The following is a 20,613-nucleotide window of genomic DNA, read 5'->3' as shown; positions in this document are numbered from 1 at the left end:
ATTCAAATTTCCAAATTTGATAATAATAATCTTATTATTATCAGAAAGGTTACGAAATTAATGAATAAAAAAAACTTTTTACAAAAATATTTTATCGAAATAATGGTTATTTTATTATTAGGAATAGCAATTATGATTATGATTCATAAAAATCATCATGGAACTAGTCAAGCCCAATCACCTTTATCTTCTTGGGATTCCGAAAAAGAAACATTAGAGTCTGAAAAAAATGAAATTGAAAAACTCTTTTCTAATAGACCGAAACGTTCTGCAGAAGAACAACCCATCCCTAAAATTAAAACAACTGCGGCTCGTTTAGAACAAATTAAAAATTATCTTTTTACAGAACCTATTAACTCTACTTTATTACCAACCGATTTATCAGAACGAGAACAAGAAGAAATTAATGAACTTAAAAAGAGTTGGCAAAAATCATTAGATTTATTAAAACAACCAAAAACATGGATAGATGAAGAACAAAATAAATGTGATGAATACCAAACTCAATTAAATCTTATTTCTCCTCAAATAGAATCTTTAAAACCACAACAACAAATACTAGAAAAACAATTAGAAACAAAAAGACAAGAAAAAGATAGATTAAAAATTGATAGAAAAGCCAACGAAGATAAAATCGATAAACTACAAGCTGAAATTTCAGAAATAGTTGGTAAAATCGGTAAAATCAAAGTTCAAATTGGTAAATTAGAAGCAACCCAAAGAAAATACCAAGAAATGTTAACTCTTGCTGAAAAAATGAAAAAAGATTCAGAAAAAAGTTATGAAAGATCCGAAAAAGAATTTAAAAATTTAATTTATTCTCAATTAAACGAACTATATGAAATCACCTCAGCTGAGGGATAAATAACAAAAGGAGTTATAAGTTAAAATGATGCAAATAAAAAAAAAATTACATCTTTTACCATTCTTTTTAATGAGTTTTTTAGGATTATTCCTTTTAATTAATATTAATCCAGTTATAGCCGCTCCTAAAAAAAATGATAAAGGTAAAGAAATCGCTTCCTCTGAAAAACAAGAAAAAACAACTAAAAAAGATATATCACAATATTATGAATTACACAATACTCTTGAAAATTATTCTGAAGAAGATCGAAATAAAATTATTCAAATGTTATCAGATCCACAAATATTAAGATTCTTACAAGAAGAAGCGCTTAAGTCTAAAAAAACAGGTTCTTCTTCTCAAAAGCCTGATGATTCTAAAAAATAAAAATTAAAATAAACTATTATTTTTGTTTAAGACCCTTTCTGAAGGGTCTTTTTTTGTTAATATTTTTTTAATATAAATGTTTTTTTATGTTGTTATAAATATTGAAAAACACAATAAAAAAAATAAAAAGGAATTTTAATTTGAAGATTTTTCAAAAGAAAATACATTAAAAAAAAATATAAATTTTCATTAAGCTTAGATTAATAGGGGAATATATATATTGAACCGGGTTCCTATCCTTTACAGTTTTTATCGGCGCTGGTGTTTGGTTAGATCACACGATAAAGAGGGCTCTTTGGCACCCTTACTAAATATTCATTAGTTAATTTTTAAAATGAATGTTTTTTAAATTTTCTGGATTTTTTTAAATTAAAGTTAATAATATTTTTTATAAAAAATAATTCTTTTTTAGTAAATATTTTTTATTATTAAAAATTTATTAATTTTCAGAAATAGATGATAAGGATAAAATTATATTTTAATCATTAATATAGTATAATATTAGTGTAATTGCATATTTTTTAATATATAAATATATAAATATATAAAAATATACAATTATAAAATTTTCTAAATTTATTAGAATTAAAAAATTAAATTATTAAAAAATATTTATTATAATTAACTTTAAGAAATATGCTATATTCAATATTCTTTAAATATTGTATTTGAATTAATTAATACTAATTAAAATAAAAATTAAATTTCTAATTTTTATATTTTATATTTGTATTTTTTAAATTTAAAACTAGTTTAGGAGTTATTTTTTTGAAAAAAAATAATAATTTGTTTGTGAATATTTTTTATTCAAAACAAATTAAATTATTAATAGTTATATTTATTATTTTTTTCTCATTTTTTTTAGATAAAAAAATAATATTAGCGTTAGAAAAAAAAACAAATATTCATCATATTATATTAAAACAACCTTTTCCTGTTGTTTCTAGAGAAGAATTAGTTAATTCATATACTCAAAAAAAATTAGGAAAAAAAATAATATTAAATAAAAAAGCTAGTTATAATGCTGATTCAAATTTAAATTTAAATATTGAAATTAAAAATCCTCCTACTAATCTTTTAGGAGTTTATTTTGATGGTGGAAATAGAAATTTTAAAGATAATGTTTTAACTTTGGAAGAATTAAGAAATATTCAATCTCCAAATATTAAAAATATCTATTTTTTTTATGATGATACCGATTATTGTGATATTCATGTTGATTTAAAATTTAACGAAAATATATATTTTCATACTTTTAAGAAAGATTGGTATACTCCTTATGAATGGCGTCCTTATTTTATTTCTTATAAAAATTGGAGAAATAATTGGTATAAAAAGAAAAAATCTAATGAAAAAGGTTATTTTTTAGAAAAACTAGATTCTCAAGGTTTTGAATTAAATATAAATGTTCATGAAAAAGATACCTTATTTCATACTCCTATAGATCATGTAGAAAAAACATTTCAAAATAATAATAATTTTCAAAAAATTAAAAATTTTATTTTTAAAAAAAATTTAGGTAATGGAATATATGTTGATTATGATCATTCTAAATTAATTTTTCAAACTAATAATTTAAGTCATTATTTTTATAAAAGTGTATATGAATTTGTTAATTGTATTCCTTATTTAGGTATTTTTGTTAATTTTACCGAATTAATTGAAGGATTCATTCAATCAAACAAAGAACAAATTATAGATAGTAGTATCGATTTATCTACATCATTATTTTTTGGATTAGGAAAATTATTTAAAAATATTAAAAACACTTTTTTAACAAAATATTTTTCAAAAATTACAAAAAAAATTGAAAAATCAAAAAAACAAGAAATTTTTCAAGATATTACTGAAGATTTAGTTATAAGATTTATTAAAGAAAAATTATCGGCTTTTTTAAAAGAAAAATTAATTGATAATAAAAAAGTTGTTATTGAATTAAATAAAAACACAAAAATAACAGTTATACCAGAAAATAAACCTAAATATAAAATTGGAAAAAATGATAAAGTGATTTATTATAATTATCAAAATTTAATAAATTAAATAATCAAGATTATTTTGAATACAAAATAAAAAAATTTTAAAGATAAATTAAAAAATTTATATTTTTTAAATTTAGAAAAAAGATTTGTTCAAGAAACAAATCTTTTTTTTAATAAAATATTTTTTTCTTAAATAATTTTTTAATATAAATTAAATATTACAATTATTTTTCATTATCAATAAGTAACTTAAATTAAATTTAAATATATATTTTTTTATTATTTTTTATTAGTGCTTCCGAATCCACTCTGGCGAATTTTATCTTTTTCCACAAAATCATTATCACTTAAATAAAAATTTTGCAAAATTCCTTGTGCAATTCTTTCGTTTTTTTGAATAAATACTTTTTCATTGGAAAAATTATATAAAGGAATAAAAATATGTCCTTCATTATGACGATTATTATAATAATCACTGTCTATAATTCCAACACTATTAGGCATTATTAATTTTTTTTTTAAAGCTAAAGAAGATCTAGGATAAATACCTAAAAATTTATCAGATTCAAAATAAGCTTTAATTCCTGTCGGAACAATAACTATTTTTTTGGGTTCTATATAAATTGAAATAGCTGATTCAAAATCATATCCAGCACTAAAAAGAGTTTGTCTTTTTGGCAAATTAATTCCTTTTTCTTTATAAGAACTAACAATTTCAAAAAAAAATTGGTTTTTATTAATCATTATTTATTTCCTTTTTTATTTTTCTTTTTTTATAAATATTTCTGGGATGTTTTTCTAAAAACTGATTTTTTAAAAAAAGATCAGAAATATAAGTATAAATTTGAGTTGTTTTGAGATGAGAATGCCCTAATAATTCTTGCACAACTCTTAAATCAGCTCCATTGTTTAATAAAACAGTAGCAAAAGCATGACGAAAAGAGTGAGGAGAAATATTTTTTTGTTCTCCTGTTTTTTTATTTATTGTGTTTATGATAATTCTAATACCTTTTTCTGTTAACTTATTTCCTTGATAATTAATTAATAAAAAATCATTTTGTTTTTGTTTATTTAAAACAATTTTCTTAGATTTAGAAAATAATTGATTTCTAAAGTGAGATAAGTAATATTTCAACATTTTTAATAAATTATTATGTAAAGGTATTAATCTTTCTTTTTTTCCTTTTCCATAAATTAAAACTTGTCGATCATTAAAAGAAATATTTTTAATTTTTAAATTAATTAATTCGCTTACTCTTAAACCACAACTGTACAATAAATCTAAAATGATATAATTTCGATATCCTAAAGGCATAGATATATTAATATTATCAAAAAGTTTTTGAATAAAGTGCTCTGGTAAAATTTGTGGTATTTTTCTGGGAACTTTTTTAAATTTAATTAAGTTAAAAATATTAAATTTAAAACTATATCTCTCAATTAAAAAATTATAAAAAGTTTTTAGTGCTGCTATTTTTCTAATAATACTAGTATGCGCTAAATCGCGATTACTTAAATAAGACAAAAATAAACGAGCTTCTTTTTCTTTAGATAAATTTTTTAAATTAAATTTAATCTTTTGTTTCGACAAAAATTTTTGAAATTCTTGAACATCACTAATATAGTTTTGAACTGTTAAAGGTGAATAATTACGTTCAATTTTTAAAAATATTTTGAATTCATTAATAAAATCCAAATGTGAATAACCTCTTATTTTTTTTATGACAAATTAAGAAAATAATTATTTATATTTCAAATAAAAAAGATAAAAATATTTTTATCTTTTTTTTAATTTAATATTAAATACTTATTTTTTTAATAAAAAGAAATTATTTTAATATTTTTAATATTTAAAAAAGAATGCACTTCCAAAAAATAATAAAGTTCATTCTTTATCTTTAAATTAATTTAAATACTATTTAAAAATATCATTTATAAAATTTAATTTCCTATTTTTAACTAAAATATTAACCAAAAAAATTTAGAAATTAAATTTTATATTTCATATTATATTTTATAACACATAAAAAATCTATTTTCAATTTTATATTAAAAAATTAATTTTTTTTATTAATTTATAAATTAATAATTTTCAAAAACATTTTTCATTGTTATTTCTAAATATACTTAATAATTTGAATTAAAATTTTTTAATTTAAAAATAATTTTTATAAAAATTTATTTTTTTATTTGTATTACTTTTTTAATAATTTCATTTTTAATTTAAAGATATTTTTTTATATTTTTGTAATTCAATTTGAATAACAAAAAGTTATTTGATTTAATTGATATATTTTTCTATTTTTTTTAATATTATTAGTTTTAAAATTGAAATTAAAATACTTAAAAAATAAAAAATTGGTTTTTTTAAAAGATAATAAAATTTAAATTAATTAAAAAATTAAATTTAATATATGTAAATTATGAACTAAACTAATTATTGTATATAAAAAATTTATAAAATAAAAAAATTTTATAAATTTAACTTCATAAAAAAATATTTTAATTTTTTCTTTTATAAAAGATAAAAATATATTTTATTCATAAAATTAAAAAATAATTTTTATGCTTTTTTTATGATATAATTCTAACTGAATGAAAAAATTTTTCTTAATAAAAATATCGTTTTCTATATTTTTTATATTTTAAATAATTTTATTTTTTATATTAATAAATTATTTATAGATTTTATGATATAAATATATAAATCATTTCTAAATTATCTCTATTTTTTTATTTTTAAAAAATAATTTTTTTATTAAAGATATATTAATCCAACTATTAATTTTTTCATAATTATTATTTATTTTAATCAAAAAAAATTTCAAAAATGAATTAATTTCATAAATTAAAAATTGAAAGAGGGTTTTATAATAAAAAAAAATAAAAAAAAATATTTATTTTTTTCTTCTTTTTTGATAATATTGTTTTTTTTATTGTTTTTTTTGTTTTTTTTAGTTTATTATTTATTTAGACCAAAAGATAATCAATATGATGAATTAAAAATTCCAAATTCATCTCCAATTATAAAAAAAAATGATTCAGAAGCAAAATTAGTTCGTAAAATATCTTATTTAGGTTTAAAACAATTTGTTGAAGGTTTAGAACAAGATAAATTCAAAGAAAAGTATAAGTTAATAGCTTTTGACCATGTTAAAGAAGACAAAATTGAAGAAAAGGTATTAAATTTTTGTTTAGAGACAGCTAATACTTTACTTATTCAAGGGACGATTGATTTTTTAACTTCTAAATTAAATAAAGAAATATTTTTATGTATTAATAATGATAATATTCAATTATCCTCTTGTTCTTTTTCAGATTGTAATTCTAACGAAACAATTAATTTAAAATTATGTAACAAAAACAACCATTTCTTTATTTCGAAATTTCATGATACTCCAGGAGATGGTTATTGTTTTTTTCATGCTCTTATTAAATTATTAGATCAAAAGGTTCCAGATTGGAGAGATAAAATAAAACAAGATTTAAATTTTGATTTAAATTTATCAGAAACTCATAAAAATGATATTTTAACAAAATTAAAAAAAAACATTTAACAAAATTAAAAAACATTTCAAAAAATTAAAAAAGGATAAATATCAAATAATTATAGATTTTATTTTTAAAAAGCAAAAAGAAAAAAGAAAAAAGAAAATTTATTATTTTTATTTAAATGATTATCCTTGAAATACAAATATTTTTTTAAAAAATAAAAAAAATCCTCTTTAATAAAAAAACAATAAATTTATTAAATAAAATAAAAGAAATGGTTTTCAAAATGATAAATAAAAAAAAATAAAATTATTTTTACTATTTTTTGTAATAAAAACAATATTATTAATAATATTTTTTTTTACTTTATATTTTTTTTTAAAAATAAAAAAAAATAAAATAATAAAAAAAGAAAAATTAAATTTAGAAGAAATAACAAAAATTTTAAATTCTTCCGAATATTCATTAGAAAAAAAACAAAAATCAGTAAATACTTTTAATTTGATTAAAATAATGAAAAAAAATATCTTTTATAAAATTATTACTAATAGACCATATTTATTTGGAACTTGTAAATTATTAATCAATAAACAAATACAAGATAACTTTAAATTATATGTAACCAAAAATGTTGATTATAATAAAGAAAGTGGTAATATTACTATTTATTGTGATGATTTAACAGTTAATAATAAATATTTATTCGCAGAAAGTTATATTCAAACTAATCCAGGTTTTTTAAGAGTAAGAGAATTATTTGTAATTACTTTTCAAATTTATTTAAATATTGAAAAAGATTTTAATAATGAATACAAATTTAATTGGAAAGTTAAAAAAAAATAAAAAAATTAATTTGGTTCTATAGTTTTTAATTTATGAAACTTTTAATTTTTTAATTATTATTTTTTATTATTTTTTTTATTTTATAATATTATATACTTCAAGAAAAGTTTTAAATTAATTAATATTTTTTTATTAATAGATATTTAAATTTTTATTTTTATAAAAAGATATTAAATAATTTATTTAATTATTACTTTTATTTTAAAATACAAAATTGTATTTGGGAAATTATAACTTTTATTTCCGAAACAGAATTAAAAAATTATCTGAAAAGGATTTAAATAATTTATTTTCCTTCAAATCCTTTTTTAAAGGATATCTAAATCTTTAATAATATTAACAAAAACGAAAAATCATTTTTTCGGGTGTGATAACCTAACCCATCCAAATGTAACTCCCACTAAACAAAAAAAATAAAGTCAAATTGTTTACTAAAAAAACAGTTTGACTTTTTTATTTTTTATTTTTATTAATAATGTTTTGATTAAGTTAAAACTTACTAATTTTTTAAAGAAAGTTATATTTGCATTTGATTTTAATTATTTTTAATTTTTTTAAAAATCATCATATTATTTTATATATAAGGTTTTAAATATTTGAAAAAAATTTCTTTTTTATATTTTTTAAACCAAAAAGTATAAAGATTAGGCGCTCCACAACCATCTGATGAAAGTTCTTCATAAGTACAATCATTATGGAATTTTTCGTAATTATTAATATTATAATAATAATAATAATCATGTCTTCTTTGTAAACCATTACCACCATCATAATTTAAGGAAATTAATCCTTCAGGAGGATTTTTGATAATAAAGTAATTATTCGGTTGTTTTTCTGTATTTAAATTATATCTGGGGCGATTATCTTTGTAATAATATTCAAAATATTGTGGTTTTGTAAAAAATAGATTTTTATTTTTTAATATGTTTTTCGATTCATCAATATTATTAACAAAAAAATTATGAACAATTAAACCTCCTCTTTTGAAACGAATTTCATTGGGTATGAAATCATCAATTGTTTTTTCTTTTTCTTGTTCCATTTGTTTGTTTTTTACTTTTTCTTGTTCTAGTTGATGAATTATTTTTGCTTGTTCTACTTTAAGGTTTTCTATTTCTTCTTTTTTGGCTTTTTCAATTTGCTTAAATTGTTTTTTTTCTTGTTCTAGTTGATGAATTATTTTTGCTTGTTCTGCTTTAAGGTTTTCTATTTCTTCTTTTTTGGCTTTTTCAATTTGCTTAAATTGTTCTTTTTCTTGTTCTAGTTGATGAATTGTTTTGGCTTGTTCTGTTTTAAGGTTTTCTATTTCTTCTTTTTTGGCTTTTTCAATTTGCTTAAATTGTTCTTTTTCTTGTTCTAGTTGATGAATTGTTTTTGCTTGTTCTTGGTTTTTTACTTTTTCGAAATTATGAAATTTATTTGTTTTTTTAATTTTAATAAAAAGAAAAATAAAAATAAAAAGAAAAAGAGAAAAAAACAATATAATATTAATAAAAAAAAATTTTTTATTTTCAAACATATTTTTTATCCCTTAGATTTATTTTTAGATTTATTTTTAAAAAATAAAAAAATATTTAATAAATCAAAAAAATTAAAAAAATTTGATAAAAAATAATTAAAAAAAATTAATAATTATTTTCATTATAACATAATCATAAAAAAAATTCAAAAAAATTATTAAATTTATAAAAAATTTTTTATTATAAAATAACTTTTTAAATTTTTGAAAAATAATATAAATTTTTTATTTATAATATATTTAGTATAATATAGATTTAATTTTAAAAATTTTTCATTATTTTTGGTTAATTTTTTTAAAAAAAAGATTATATTTTCATTTATTCACTTTTTGAAAAATATTTTTCTATTATCAAAATTTAAAAATTATTAAAAATTAATCCAAATATTAATAATAAATGTAAGCATATTTTTTCAATTTTTCAATCTTATTAGAAATTTTTTTAAAGAAATATGAATTTAAATTCAACAAAAGTACAAATAAACGAAATATTTAATTTAATTATTTTATTTATATTTTTTTTAATTTTCACATTTATGAATGATTTGAAATTTAATTTGGTTCTTGCTGGACAAACTTATTCAGAAGTTAAAAAAACAGATTCTTCTAAAAAATTATTTGATTCTTCAGAAACAAAAATTGATATTTTAAGAGAACAGATAGATAATTTATCAAGAAAAAAAAATGAAATATTAAAAGAAATTAATATATTAGAAGAAAAATTAAAAGAAGAAAAATTAAAATTATTATTTAATTTAAAAAATAAAAATAAGAAAAATTCTGATTTTTCAGAAAGTTTTTTAAAATTTAAAATATCTTTTTTAAAAGATAAATTATCTTTTCTTACTAAAAGTTTAAATGAAATAACTTTAGAGCAAATAAGTTTAGAACTTAAATTAAGAAAAAAATTAAATTCTGTTAAAAAATAATAATAATATTTTTTTATATTTTTAAAAATTTTTTTATTGTAAAAATAATTAAAAATTCAAAAAAAATATCTTAAACTCTCTCTATAACCTTTACGACAACATCACCTAAGCTGATGATTAAGAAAAATAAAAGGAGTATTGATAATGTTTAAAGTAAAAGAACAATTATTATTTAAAGTTATTTTTTTATTTCTTAGTAGTGTATTTTTATTTATTTATCAACCAAAAATTTATGCTTATCCTTTATTGAATAAAAATTCAACTGGTCTTTATACGGAACTGAAAGAAATTGAAAATGCTAAATATAATATAATTATTACTCATGGTATTGCGGAAAGTTCCAAAGAATATGAAACATTAGCTAATTATTTAAACCAATTTCATTATAATGTTTTACTTTATGACATTAGAAGTCATGGACAAAGTAGAAATAATGATAATAATATAGCAGATATTGATAATTTTCACAATTTTATAGACGATTTGCATTTAATCATTAATTCCTTAAAGCAAAAAAATAATTTAAAAAATATTTTAATAGGACATAGCTTAGGTGGCATGATTAACAATTGTTATGTATATAAATATAATGATGTTGATGCTGTTATTAATAGTGGCACTCCTACAAAAATAATAGATTCTGTACAAAATTTTATTAATGAAGAAAATATTAAAAATATGGATAATATTCCACTGGGCATGAATGATGAAAAATTATCCAGATTACCTTTAACTAAAGAAATGAAAAACTTTCGCACTGTTAATCTGTTAACTCCTAATTTTATCAGAAATACTATGGTTTTAAGTATTGGATATTTTGAAGAAAATTTAATAAATAACTCATTTCATTATCCTGTCCCTATATTATTATTACATGGCGAACAAGACCAGGTTATTTTACCAGAAAATAGTAAAGAACTTTTTAATCTTCTTCAAAATAAAAATAAAAAATTAAAATTATATCCTTTAAATTATCATAATTTATTTAATGATTTAGAAAATGAAAAAGTTTATAAAGATATTATTCAATGGTTAGAAAAATTAATATTTGATTAAATTTACATTTATTACAAAAAATATTTTATTTAAAAATTTCTATCTTCTAAAGACTCTTTTAGAGTCTTTTTTTTATTCTTTTTTCAACAATTGATCAGACAATAAAAAATTAAAATAATTAGGAGGTTGTTATATAATGTTTAAATTAATCAAATATAATATTATTCATAATTATTTTAAAATTTCCTTCTTTCATCTCCGCTTATTCTTTTTTTATAGTCGAAACAAAACCAAAATAAAACTGAGGGCGCGACCCAATATTATTTGCGTTTCGAAAGCAGGATTTGTCTTTCTGATTTCTATATTACAAACATTCTCCCCTCTTCCAAACCGTATGAGCAAGTTTCCAAGCATACGGCTTTCCCAGTTACTTATCAAGATTATCCTACCTAAGAAAATTAGTTAAATTTAATTATCTATAAAATTAAATATTAATAATTTAAAAATAAAAATTGAAAAAAATTATAATTATTTTTATAAATTAAAAAAATCTATTTTATTATTTATTTTAAAAAATTATTATTAAGATAGCCTTTAAATAAAGTTTATAAAAATAAGAATATTTTTAAATAAAAAATATGAATTTATTTTTAAATTGTTATCATATACAATAAGATTTTTATTTTTTGGTTTAGATGATTTAAATAAAATAATATTTTTAAAACCAAGTTTTTAATAAAATTAAAAATGTGTTATAATACTTAATGAATTTTGAAATTATAATAATTTTTTTATTTACTTATTTATAATATCGAAATTAATTAAATATAAACTAAATATAAAAATTAATATTAATTTTATTAATTTTTTTTATTCTAGATAATTTAAAAAATTAATATTAATTTTTATAAATCTTAAAAAGTTAATTTTTTTAAATATTATGCAGAAAAAGTTTTTGTTTTAAAAATCAATTTCCAAAATCTAAAAAGAAAAATAAAAAAAGAGGTCTCATCTCAAATGATTGATTTTAGTTTACAAAAACTATTTATCGAATCTAACCTATATCCAAAACTAATCAAAAATGATATTAAAAATATAAAAGAATTAATTTTTAAAAAACCCAAAAAATATGAAAATTTTACTTTATCTCAATTATCTATAATACATGATAAAGAAAAAGTCAATTTATTTGGAATAATAATTACAAATCCAATACCTTATAAGATTTTTTTTAAAAAAAAGGCAAAAATATTGAAAATTTTGACCAAAGAAAATATTATTTTTAAAATCATTTTTTTTAATAATTTTTTTTTTTAATTTATTGAAAATAAATCAAAAAATTTTTGTTAAAGGAACATATTACCAAAAATATAATTCTATCTTTGCATCTTTTATTTCAAAAGCAAATATAAAAGAAAACATTCGTCCTATTTACAAATTAAAGAATATATCAGATATATCTATTCAAGATTTAATAGAAAAAATTTTTGAACATCCTCAATTTAAAATAAAAGAAAATTTGGATGAAAGAATTTTAAAGAAATATAACTTAATAACTAGAACAGAAGCTTTTCGTAATTTACATCTACCGGAAAACCAAAATATGCTCGACCAAACAATAAAAAGATTTAAATACGAAGAAGCTTTTTTTATAATTAAAAAATGGCAAAAAAATAAAAAATATCTTACTTTCAAAAACCCTTTAAAATATGATATTCATTATGTAAAAGAAATGATTAAAAATGTTCCTTTTACATTAACAGAAGAACAAAAAAAAATAGTAAATAATATATATTCTGATTTTAAAAAAAATTATTCTACACAAAGATTAATTCAAGGTGATGTGGGTTCAGGTAAAACAATCATAGTTTTTATCGCTGCTTTAGGAATAATTAATTTAAATAAACAAGTTTTAATGATGGCTCCAACGAAAATTTTAGCTCAGCAACATTATTTAAATTTTAAAAAAATATTTCCTCAAATTGAAACTGTTTATATAAATTCCAAAACTACCCAAAAAGAAAATATTAAAAAATTAATTCAAAATAATCATTATAAAATGATTTTTGGAACTCATGGATTAACTAACATAGATTTCAAACAATTAGGTTTAATTATAATTGATGAAACACACAAATTCGGACAAGATATAAAAAATAAAACTATTGCTAAAAATATGCAAGCTGATGTTATATATTTAACAGCAACACCTATTCCTAAAACTTTATCTACTATATATTTCGGTTTATTAAGAGTTTCTATATTAAATAATAAATATCATAAAGAAAATAATATTATTACTCAAAAAACTTCTTTTGAAAATATGTTATCTTTATTAAAACAAAATCAAAATCGTAATGAACAAACTTATATTGTAGTTCCCGCGATTAAAGATAATAAAAAAGATTTTAATATTGAAAATATAAATATTTTTTTAAAAAAAAGAAATGTTACTAATGTTTATATTTTACATAGTGAACAAAAAAAAGAAACACAAGAAGAAGCGATGAATCGTTTTATAAATGATAAAAAAGGGATTTTATTAGCAACTTCCATTATCGAAGTAGGCATTGATGTAGCCAATGCGACTACTATTATTATTTTAGGAGCAGAATATTTTGGATTAAGTCAATTACATCAATTAAGAGGTAGAGTAGGAAGAAATAATAAAAAAAATTATTGTTTTTTGATTTATTCTAAAGAAAATAAGCGTTTAAATTTTTTACAAAAAGAAAATAATGGTTTTAATTTAAGTAAATTAGATTTTAAAAAAAGAGGACCTGGAGATTTTTTAGGTTCTAAACAAAGCGGTTTTTTTAAATATAATTTTTTAAATATATCGGAAGATCTTCCGATTATCTATCAAATCCAAAAAGATTTTAAAGATTTATTGAATTAAAATAATAAAAAATATAAAAAAGGAATACAAAAAAATGATTAAATTAGCTGTAGATGCTATGGGTGGCGAATACGCTCCTGAAATAGTCATAAAGGCTATTTTTAAAACTTTAAAAGAAGAAAATAATTTATATATATACTTGTATGGTGATCAAAATAAAATAGAAAAAATTATGAAACAAAAATATTTTTCTGATTTTCATCAATCTATAAAAAAAAGAATAAGTATTTTTCATACACCTTTATTTTTAAAAATGGATATTCAAAATACAAGGGAAGAATTAAGAGATAATCCTAAAAATTCTATGTTTTTAGCTCTTCAGGCAGTTAAAAATAAAGAAGTTGATGGTATGGTGACAGCTGGCCCGACACAAGCTTTAATTTTATCTAGTTTTTTGATTATAAAAACTTTGCCTTTTGCTAAAAGAATTGTTTTAGCAACTATTTTTAATTCTTTAAATAATAAAAAGATAATTTTGATAGATGCAGGGGCTAATATAGAAATTAAACCAGAAAATTTATTATTTTTTGCTCTTTATTCTTCTCTAGTTTTACAAATATTATTTAAAACTCAAAACCATATTGTAAAATTATTAAACATAGGAACAGAAAAAAATAAAGGAAGAGTTTTTGAAAGAGAGTTATTTAATTTATTAGAAAAAGAAAATCGAATCCTTTTTAAAGGTAATGAAGAACCAAAAAATATTTTAAATACAGAAGCCGATATTTTATTAAGTGATGGTTTTACTTCAAATATGATTTTGAAAAGTTACGAAGGAGCTTTACAAAATTCTTTCCAAATTATGAAAGAAATTTTAACTGATAACTGGTTTAAAAAAATAATCAGTAAGATATTATTTTACAAAAAAATTAAAACTATAAAAAGAAAATTAGATTATAAAGAAATAGGAGGAGCTATATTATTAGGATTAAAAAAAATAGTAATCAAAGCTCATGGTGATTCTAATGAATATTCTTTTTATAAAGCAATTATACAAGCTAAAAATTTAATTGAATCTAATTTTATAGATAAACTTCATAAAGGGTTAGAATCATTTCAAGGTTAATTATGAAATTAAAAGAATTATTTAGAAGATTAAACATTCGTCCTAAAAATATTAAAATATATGAAAAAGCTTTAACTCATAGTTCATATGCAAACGAAAATAATTTAAAAAAAAATAATAATGAAAGATTAGAATTTTTAGGAGATGCTGTTATTAATTTTTTAATGGCAAGTTATTTATATAAAAAAAATCAAGATAACGAAGGAATAATGACTAAAAAAAGAGCACAAGCTGTTTGTATTGAATCATTGTTAATTTATGCAAAAGAAATAGAATTAAAGAAATATATTTTATTAGGTAAGGGAGAAAGAAAAAGATATAATAAAAATCATTCTATTGTATCAGATGCTTTTGAGGCTTTATTTGGAGCTATATATTTAGATTTAGGTTATGAACAAGTAAAAAAAACATTCATCTATATTGTTTTACCTTGTTTAAAGAAAACAATCAATATAATTGATTTTAAAACTCAATTACAAGAATTAATTCAAACAAGTAAAAAAAATATTTCCTATAAAATTATTTCTGAAAAAGGATTAGCACATGAAAAAGAATTTGTAGCTGAAGTTTATTTAGAAAATAAATTATTAGGAAGAGGAATCGGCAAAACAAAAAAAGCTTCTGAACAAAAAGCAGCCGAAAAAGCATTAATAAAAATTAATAAAGAAAGGTTAATGTAAAAAAATGTTAAAATTACTTTATGAAAAAGGATGTTTAAATATTGAAAAAATTTTAATTCATGAATATAATAAAATAAATTTAACAGTATCAGAATTAAATATTTTATTATTTTTATTCCATTGTTACGAAAATAAAAATTTTTCTACTTCATTTTTAGCAAAAAAAACTAATCTTTCTAAAAATGAAGTAGAAAATATTTTAACTCAGTTACTTAAAAAAAATTTTTTTTCTTTATCTCAAGAACAAAAAGATAATAAAATTATAGAAATATTTAATTTAGATGATACATTTATTAAATTAGAGAATCTTTTATTAGAAAAAGAAAAAAAAATAGAGATAAAAGAAAAAAAAGTATATATAAGTGAAACAATAGATAAATTAGAAAAATTAAAAGGCGAAATTCTTTCATCATATGAGTTAGAAATAATAAAAAAATGGTATTTAGAAAAAAAATACAATCACAATGATATTATCCAATCTATAAATCAAGCATCTTCGAGTCAAAAAAAATCCATTTATTATATTGAAAGAATTTTAAATCATAAAAAAAATATTCAAATTGAAAAAGATGATAAAGCAGATCAAATTATTCATAAAATTTTTAATAAAATAAAATAATAAAAAAATATTTTTATGTTTAATTAATGTTATATGTTATAATATTTCTGAATCTAGGAAAAGTTTAATAGATTTAATTAAAAAAATAATGAATAATCAAGAAAGGTTAATCAAAATATATTATGGAACAAAAAGAAAATTTTTTAAAAACTAAAAAAGGAAAAATAATTGTTGGTTCTTTAGTTTCTGTTCTTTTAGCAGTAATTATCGGATGGATGGTTTGGTTTTTTGTATTTAATAATGATGATAATTTCTCTAAAAAAATTCTTAAAGATATGGAAGACAAATTAAAAACAGAATTCCAAGAAGGAGATATAGATACAAAAGACAAAGTTGTTGAAAAACATGACGCATTAGAAAAAGTTTTTAAAGATCTTAAAAAAAGAATAGAACATCATGATAAAAAAGCTAAAGAAGATAAAAAAATTGATGAATCAACTAAGTTAAATGAAATAGAAAAAGAATTAAAAGATTTAAAAGAATTAAAAGATAATATTGAAAATAAAAAAACTGAAGCTAAAACCAAAGCTAACAGCATTCAAACAAAAATAAAATCAATTATAACAACTGTAAGAAACAAAACAGACATAAAAGCTGAATAATTTTTATTTAAATATTAAATATAAAAAATAAGATAATCTATATAATAAATTAAATTAGATTATCTTATTTTTTTTATTTAAATAAATTTTAGAAGATGAATAGATAAAATCTTTAAATAAAGGATGTATTTTAAAAGGACGAGATAAAAATTCAGGATGAAATTGGACACCAATAAACCATATATGATTTTTTAATTCAATAATTTCTGGTAATTTTTCTGGAAGATACATGCCAGAAATAATAAAATTTTGATCTTTAGAAAAAAATTTAATATATTCGGAATTAACTTCATAACGATGTCTATGTCTTTCATGAATAACTTCTTGTTTAAAAATTTCATAAATTTTAGTATTTTTCTTTATATGACAAGGATACAAACCTAATCTTAAAGTTCCTCCTAAATTATTGTTTTTTATTTTTTGAATAACTACAGGATTTAAAGTTTGAGGTTCCATTTCTGTAGAATTAGCTTTATATAATTGTAAAACATTACGAGCATATTCAATAACCATTAATTGCATTCCCAAACAAATACCAAAAATAGGAATATTATTTATTCTTGCATAATGAATAGCTTTTAATTTACCATTAACTGCTCTTTTTCCGAAACCGCCAGGAATAACAATTCCATGACATTCATCTAATAAAAGAGAAATGTTATCATCATTTAATTTTTCTGCATCAATCCATTTAATATCTATTTGATAATCTTGTTCAAAAGCAGCATGTTTTAAAGCTTCTGCAATTGAAAGATAAGAATCATGAACAGAAACATATTTTCCTACTAAACCAATTGTAATAGTATGTTTTACATTTTGTATTTTCAAAATCAAATTTTTCCATGGTGTTATATCGGCTGAAATTATTTCTTTCATTTTAAAATGTTTTAAAATATAATCATCTATTTTTTGTTCAAATAAATTAACAATAATTTGATATAAAATATCAACATCAATATTTTCAAAAATTGCTTCTTCTTTAACATCACATAAAATAGAAATTTTTTTTTTCATTTCAGAAGAAATAGTTTGTTCACTTCTTAAGACTAAAACTTGTGGTTGAATTCCTAAAGATCTTAATTCTTTCACGCTATGTTGGGTAGGTTTAGTTTTGTTTTCTTTCGATGTTTTTAAATAAGGAATTAAAGTATTATGAATATAAAGAACATTATGAAAACCTAAATCATAACGAATTTGTCTAATAGATTCTAAAAAAGGTAAAGATTCAATATCACCAACTGTTCCGCCGATTTCAATAATTACAATATCATAATCATCTTGAGATATTTCTAAAATTCTTTTTTTAATTTCATTAGTGATATGAGGAATAACTTGAATAGTTTGACCCAAATATTTCCCTTGACGCTCTTTTTTGATTACATTTTGATAAATCTGACCTGTAGTAACAATAGATTCTTTAGATAAATTTTCATCTAAAAATCTTTCATAATGACCTAAATCTAAATCTGTTTCAGCTCCATCAAAAGTAACAAAAACTTCTCCATGTTGCATTGGATTCATAGTTCCTGAATCAACATTAATATAAGGATCCATTTTTTTCATAAAAACTTTTAAACCACGTTTTTTTAGAATTTGTCCTATTGAAGCGCCGATAATACCTTTTCCTAAACCAGAAACTACTCCGCCAGTAATAAAAATAAATTTCTTTTTTTTGATATTTGGATTCATATTCAATTACTCTCTTTAAAAAATTAAAAATTAAAAATATTAATTAAAATATCTAGTTCCTATCTTATCACCTAAATTAATTTTTGTTTCTATATTCTTTTTACTATTTTCTAAAATAAAATTTTCTAAAAATACAACATTTTTTTTTAATAATAAAACAATAGTAGAACCACCAAATGAAAAATAACCTTTCTCTTGCCCTTTCTTAAAAGAAATTATGGGATGATTATTAATCTTGCTTACTAACAAAGCACCAATTTCCATTTGAATTAATTTGCCAAAATTTATAGTATGTAAAATGTTATACTCTCTGCTATTTTCATAAAAGACATTAAAATATTTAAACGCTATCGGATTAATAGTATGAAATTTACCTTTAATAAAACAAATATTTTCTTTTTTTTGGATACCATCATCTATAAAAATATAACGATGATAATCAACTGGTTTTAATCTAAAAACAAGTAAATAACCACCAATATATTCTAAGGCTAAAGAGTTATCTTTTAAAAGATCAGATAAATGATATTTAACGCCTTTGAAACAATAAATATTATCCTTATTTATAAGTGAAACAATTAAATGACCTTCGCAAGGACTAATAAAAACAGAAGAATCTTTTATAAAGTTAATTTTTTTATATTTACGTATAAAAAAATCATTGTAAGATTTAAATTTACTTTTAGTAAATAATTTTAAATTTATATTATTTTGCTTAACTACTTTTTTAATATGTATTTTAGATAAAAAAGATTTTAAATATAAACCAGATAAAAAATTAAATGACTTTGAAATAAAAATTTTTAAAAGTAATCTTTTCCAAAAACTTTTTTCTAAATTAGAATATAAAAACTTCTGTTGAGAATTAAAAATACTTTTTTTTTTAATTAAATTAAGTTCTCTTTCTATAATAATTTTTTATTTTTTTATTTTTAAAATTTTTTTAATTAATTAAAAAACCAAAAAAATAATATATAAAAATAATAATAATAAAAAAAAATAAAAAATAAAATCTTTTTTTGGGTTTTTTAAAATGGAAATGCTCAAAAATAAATAAAAATGCCAAAAAAAGAAAACTAAAAGAATAAATAACAGGAAATAAAAAAAGATATTTTTCATCTTTTTCTAAAAAAAACAATCTTTTTATTAAAATAAAAATTGGGAAGAAAAAAGAAACAAAGGTAACTGGTAATCCAACAAAAATTTCAGAATTAACTTTTTTTTTAGATTTTTTTTGATAAAAAAAATTTTCCGTCAAAACATTAAAATAAGCTAATCTAATTAAAATAGTCAAAATGTATAAACTGGTGTTAAAAAAGAAAAAAATCTTAAAAAATGGAAATATTAAAAATTTTCTAAATAATCGAATTCCTATTATAATAGGTAAAATTCCGAAACTAACTATATCAGCTAATGAATCTATTTGAAAACCATATCTTATTTCTTCTATAGTTCTTTCTTTTTTTAAATTACTCACAATGCCATCAAACATATCACAAATACCAGATAATAATAAACAAATAACAGCATAATTCAAATTATTAAAATCTTCAATAATGATAAAGATTCCAAAAAACCCTATTAAAAGATTAAAATAAGTTAAAAAAACAGTATAATCATATTTCCCTAAAAACAATATTTTCCTCAATTACTTAATTATTATTAATTTTTTTGATTATGAAAATTTATAAAATTATTCATAAAATTAATAATTATCATAATTTTCATCATTTTCTTCCTCTTCGTCAATAAATTCTTCTTTTTCGTTATTTTTATTTTTATCAATATCATCTAATTCCAGATCTTCATCTATAACATCTAAATTTTCTGGATCAATATTTAAATCTAGTTTTTCCTCTAATTCTTTATCATCTTCAATTTCAATGTTATCATCTTTTTTTTGTTCTAAATCATCTAAATCCAAAATTTCTTTTTCTATATCGTTTGTTCCTATTTCTTCTTCTTTTGCTTTTGAATCTATAAAATACAGAATTATTAGTTACATGGTCAATTAAGTCTAACTAGAGATAGTAAAGTTAATTGTCATGCAACTAATAATTCTGTGG

At 18.8% G+C, this 20,613-nt stretch carries 19 protein-coding genes; 12 read left to right on the top strand and 7 right to left on the bottom strand.

All coding sequences use genetic code 11. From position 1 onward, the window contains the following. The 3 genes from Q8777_RS01705 to Q8777_RS01695 form a co-directional block, all read left to right on the top strand. Positions 1-864 (top strand): hypothetical protein (locus tag Q8777_RS01705; protein WP_318749448.1); only part of this gene is annotated, 864 nt, incomplete at its 5' end. Positions 865-889: 25 nt separating this feature from the next. Further along, positions 890-1,231 carry an SVM family protein gene (locus Q8777_RS01700; RefSeq protein ID WP_318676380.1) on the top strand — a complete coding sequence of 114 codons (342 nt, stop codon included), beginning with the start codon at positions 890-892 and terminating at the stop codon, positions 1,229-1,231. A gap of 768 nt (positions 1,232-1,999) precedes the next feature. Then, entirely contained in the window at positions 2,000-3,274 is a 1,275-nt protein-coding gene (locus tag Q8777_RS01695) for a hypothetical protein (RefSeq protein ID WP_318749383.1), read from the top strand. Positions 3,275-3,492: 218 nt separating this feature from the next. Here Q8777_RS01695 and Q8777_RS01690 read toward each other — a convergent pair whose 3' ends face one another. Together Q8777_RS01690 and Q8777_RS01685 are read right to left on the bottom strand one after the other, a co-directional pair. Next, positions 3,493-3,957 (bottom strand): dUTP diphosphatase, encoded by a 465-nt coding sequence (locus Q8777_RS01690; protein ID WP_318676377.1) that lies wholly within the window; start codon positions 3,955-3,957, stop codon positions 3,493-3,495. Next, positions 3,950-4,909, bottom strand: coding sequence for a tyrosine-type recombinase/integrase (locus Q8777_RS01685; protein WP_318676376.1), 960 nt, complete (start codon positions 4,907-4,909; stop codon positions 3,950-3,952). Before Q8777_RS01685 ends, Q8777_RS01690 begins: the two co-directional genes overlap by 8 nt. Positions 4,910-6,149: 1,240 nt before the next feature. Between Q8777_RS01685 and Q8777_RS01680 the strand changes: the two genes are divergently transcribed. Together Q8777_RS01680 and Q8777_RS01675 are read left to right on the top strand one after the other, a co-directional pair. Then, on the top strand, positions 6,150-6,770 hold the full coding sequence (locus tag Q8777_RS01680) for a hypothetical protein (protein WP_318749382.1): 621 nt from the start codon (positions 6,150-6,152) through the stop codon (positions 6,768-6,770). A 448-nt stretch (positions 6,771-7,218) separates the two neighbouring features. Next, positions 7,219-7,548: a hypothetical protein gene (locus tag Q8777_RS01675; RefSeq protein ID WP_318676374.1), complete on the top strand. Its 330-nt coding sequence runs from the start codon at positions 7,219-7,221 to the stop codon at positions 7,546-7,548. 574 nt (positions 7,549-8,122) lie between these two features. On the opposite strand, the gene Q8777_RS01670 is transcribed toward Q8777_RS01675, so the two are convergent. Further along, complete coding sequence (locus tag Q8777_RS01670) at positions 8,123-9,067, bottom strand: hypothetical protein (RefSeq protein WP_318676373.1); 945 nt, start codon at positions 9,065-9,067, stop codon at positions 8,123-8,125. A gap of 452 nt (positions 9,068-9,519) precedes the next feature. Between Q8777_RS01670 and Q8777_RS01665 the strand changes: the two genes are divergently transcribed. The 7 genes from Q8777_RS01665 to Q8777_RS01635 all read left to right on the top strand — a co-directional run bounded on the left by Q8777_RS01665 (position 9,520) and on the right by Q8777_RS01635 (position 16,858). After that, complete coding sequence (locus Q8777_RS01665; RefSeq protein ID WP_318676371.1) at positions 9,520-9,996, top strand: effector protein; 477 nt, start codon at positions 9,520-9,522, stop codon at positions 9,994-9,996. Between the two features lie 144 nt (positions 9,997-10,140). Further along, on the top strand, positions 10,141-11,052 hold the full coding sequence (locus Q8777_RS01660; protein ID WP_318676370.1) for an alpha/beta fold hydrolase: 912 nt from the start codon (positions 10,141-10,143) through the stop codon (positions 11,050-11,052). Between the two features lie 1,261 nt (positions 11,053-12,313). After that, positions 12,314-13,891, top strand: coding sequence for a DEAD/DEAH box helicase (locus tag Q8777_RS01655; protein WP_318676367.1), 1,578 nt, complete (start codon positions 12,314-12,316; stop codon positions 13,889-13,891). Positions 13,892-13,925: 34 nt separating this feature from the next. Further along, positions 13,926-14,957 (top strand): phosphate acyltransferase PlsX, encoded by a 1,032-nt coding sequence (plsX, locus tag Q8777_RS01650; RefSeq protein ID WP_318676366.1) that lies wholly within the window; start codon positions 13,926-13,928, stop codon positions 14,955-14,957. Between the two features lie 2 nt (positions 14,958-14,959). Beyond that, the gene (gene rnc / locus Q8777_RS01645) at positions 14,960-15,637 is read left to right on the top strand and encodes a ribonuclease III (RefSeq protein WP_318676365.1); all 678 of its coding nucleotides are present in this window, start codon (positions 14,960-14,962) and stop codon (positions 15,635-15,637) included. Between the two features lie 4 nt (positions 15,638-15,641). Next, positions 15,642-16,256 carry a DnaD domain protein gene (locus Q8777_RS01640; RefSeq protein WP_318676364.1) on the top strand — a complete coding sequence of 205 codons (615 nt, stop codon included), beginning with the start codon at positions 15,642-15,644 and terminating at the stop codon, positions 16,254-16,256. Between the two features lie 122 nt (positions 16,257-16,378). Continuing rightward, entirely contained in the window at positions 16,379-16,858 is a 480-nt protein-coding gene (locus tag Q8777_RS01635; RefSeq protein WP_318676362.1) for a hypothetical protein, read from the top strand. 54 nt (positions 16,859-16,912) lie between these two features. Here the strand turns inward: Q8777_RS01635 and Q8777_RS01630 are convergent, their stop codons facing one another. From Q8777_RS01630 to Q8777_RS01615, 4 genes are all read right to left on the bottom strand, one after another. Then, on the bottom strand, positions 16,913-18,547 hold the full coding sequence (locus tag Q8777_RS01630; RefSeq protein ID WP_318676360.1) for a CTP synthase: 1,635 nt from the start codon (positions 18,545-18,547) through the stop codon (positions 16,913-16,915). Between the two features lie 39 nt (positions 18,548-18,586). Then, positions 18,587-19,198, bottom strand: coding sequence for a phosphatidylserine decarboxylase (locus Q8777_RS01625; protein WP_318676399.1), 612 nt, complete (start codon positions 19,196-19,198; stop codon positions 18,587-18,589). A gap of 292 nt (positions 19,199-19,490) precedes the next feature. Then, on the bottom strand, positions 19,491-20,183 hold the full coding sequence (locus Q8777_RS01620; protein WP_318676359.1) for a CDP-alcohol phosphatidyltransferase family protein: 693 nt from the start codon (positions 20,181-20,183) through the stop codon (positions 19,491-19,493). 69 nt (positions 20,184-20,252) lie between these two features. Then, positions 20,253-20,471, bottom strand: a complete 219-nt coding sequence (locus Q8777_RS01615; protein ID WP_318749447.1) for a hypothetical protein — start codon at positions 20,469-20,471, stop codon at positions 20,253-20,255. Positions 20,472-20,613: the final 142 nt, after the last annotated feature.

The organism is Candidatus Phytoplasma stylosanthis (genome assembly GCF_032886435.1).
Classification (GTDB): Bacteria; Bacillota_I; Bacilli_A; order Acholeplasmatales; family Acholeplasmataceae; genus Phytoplasma; species Phytoplasma stylosanthis.
The sequence above is the reverse complement of the archived record's forward strand: the minus strand, read 5'-3'. Positions and strand labels throughout refer to the sequence as shown.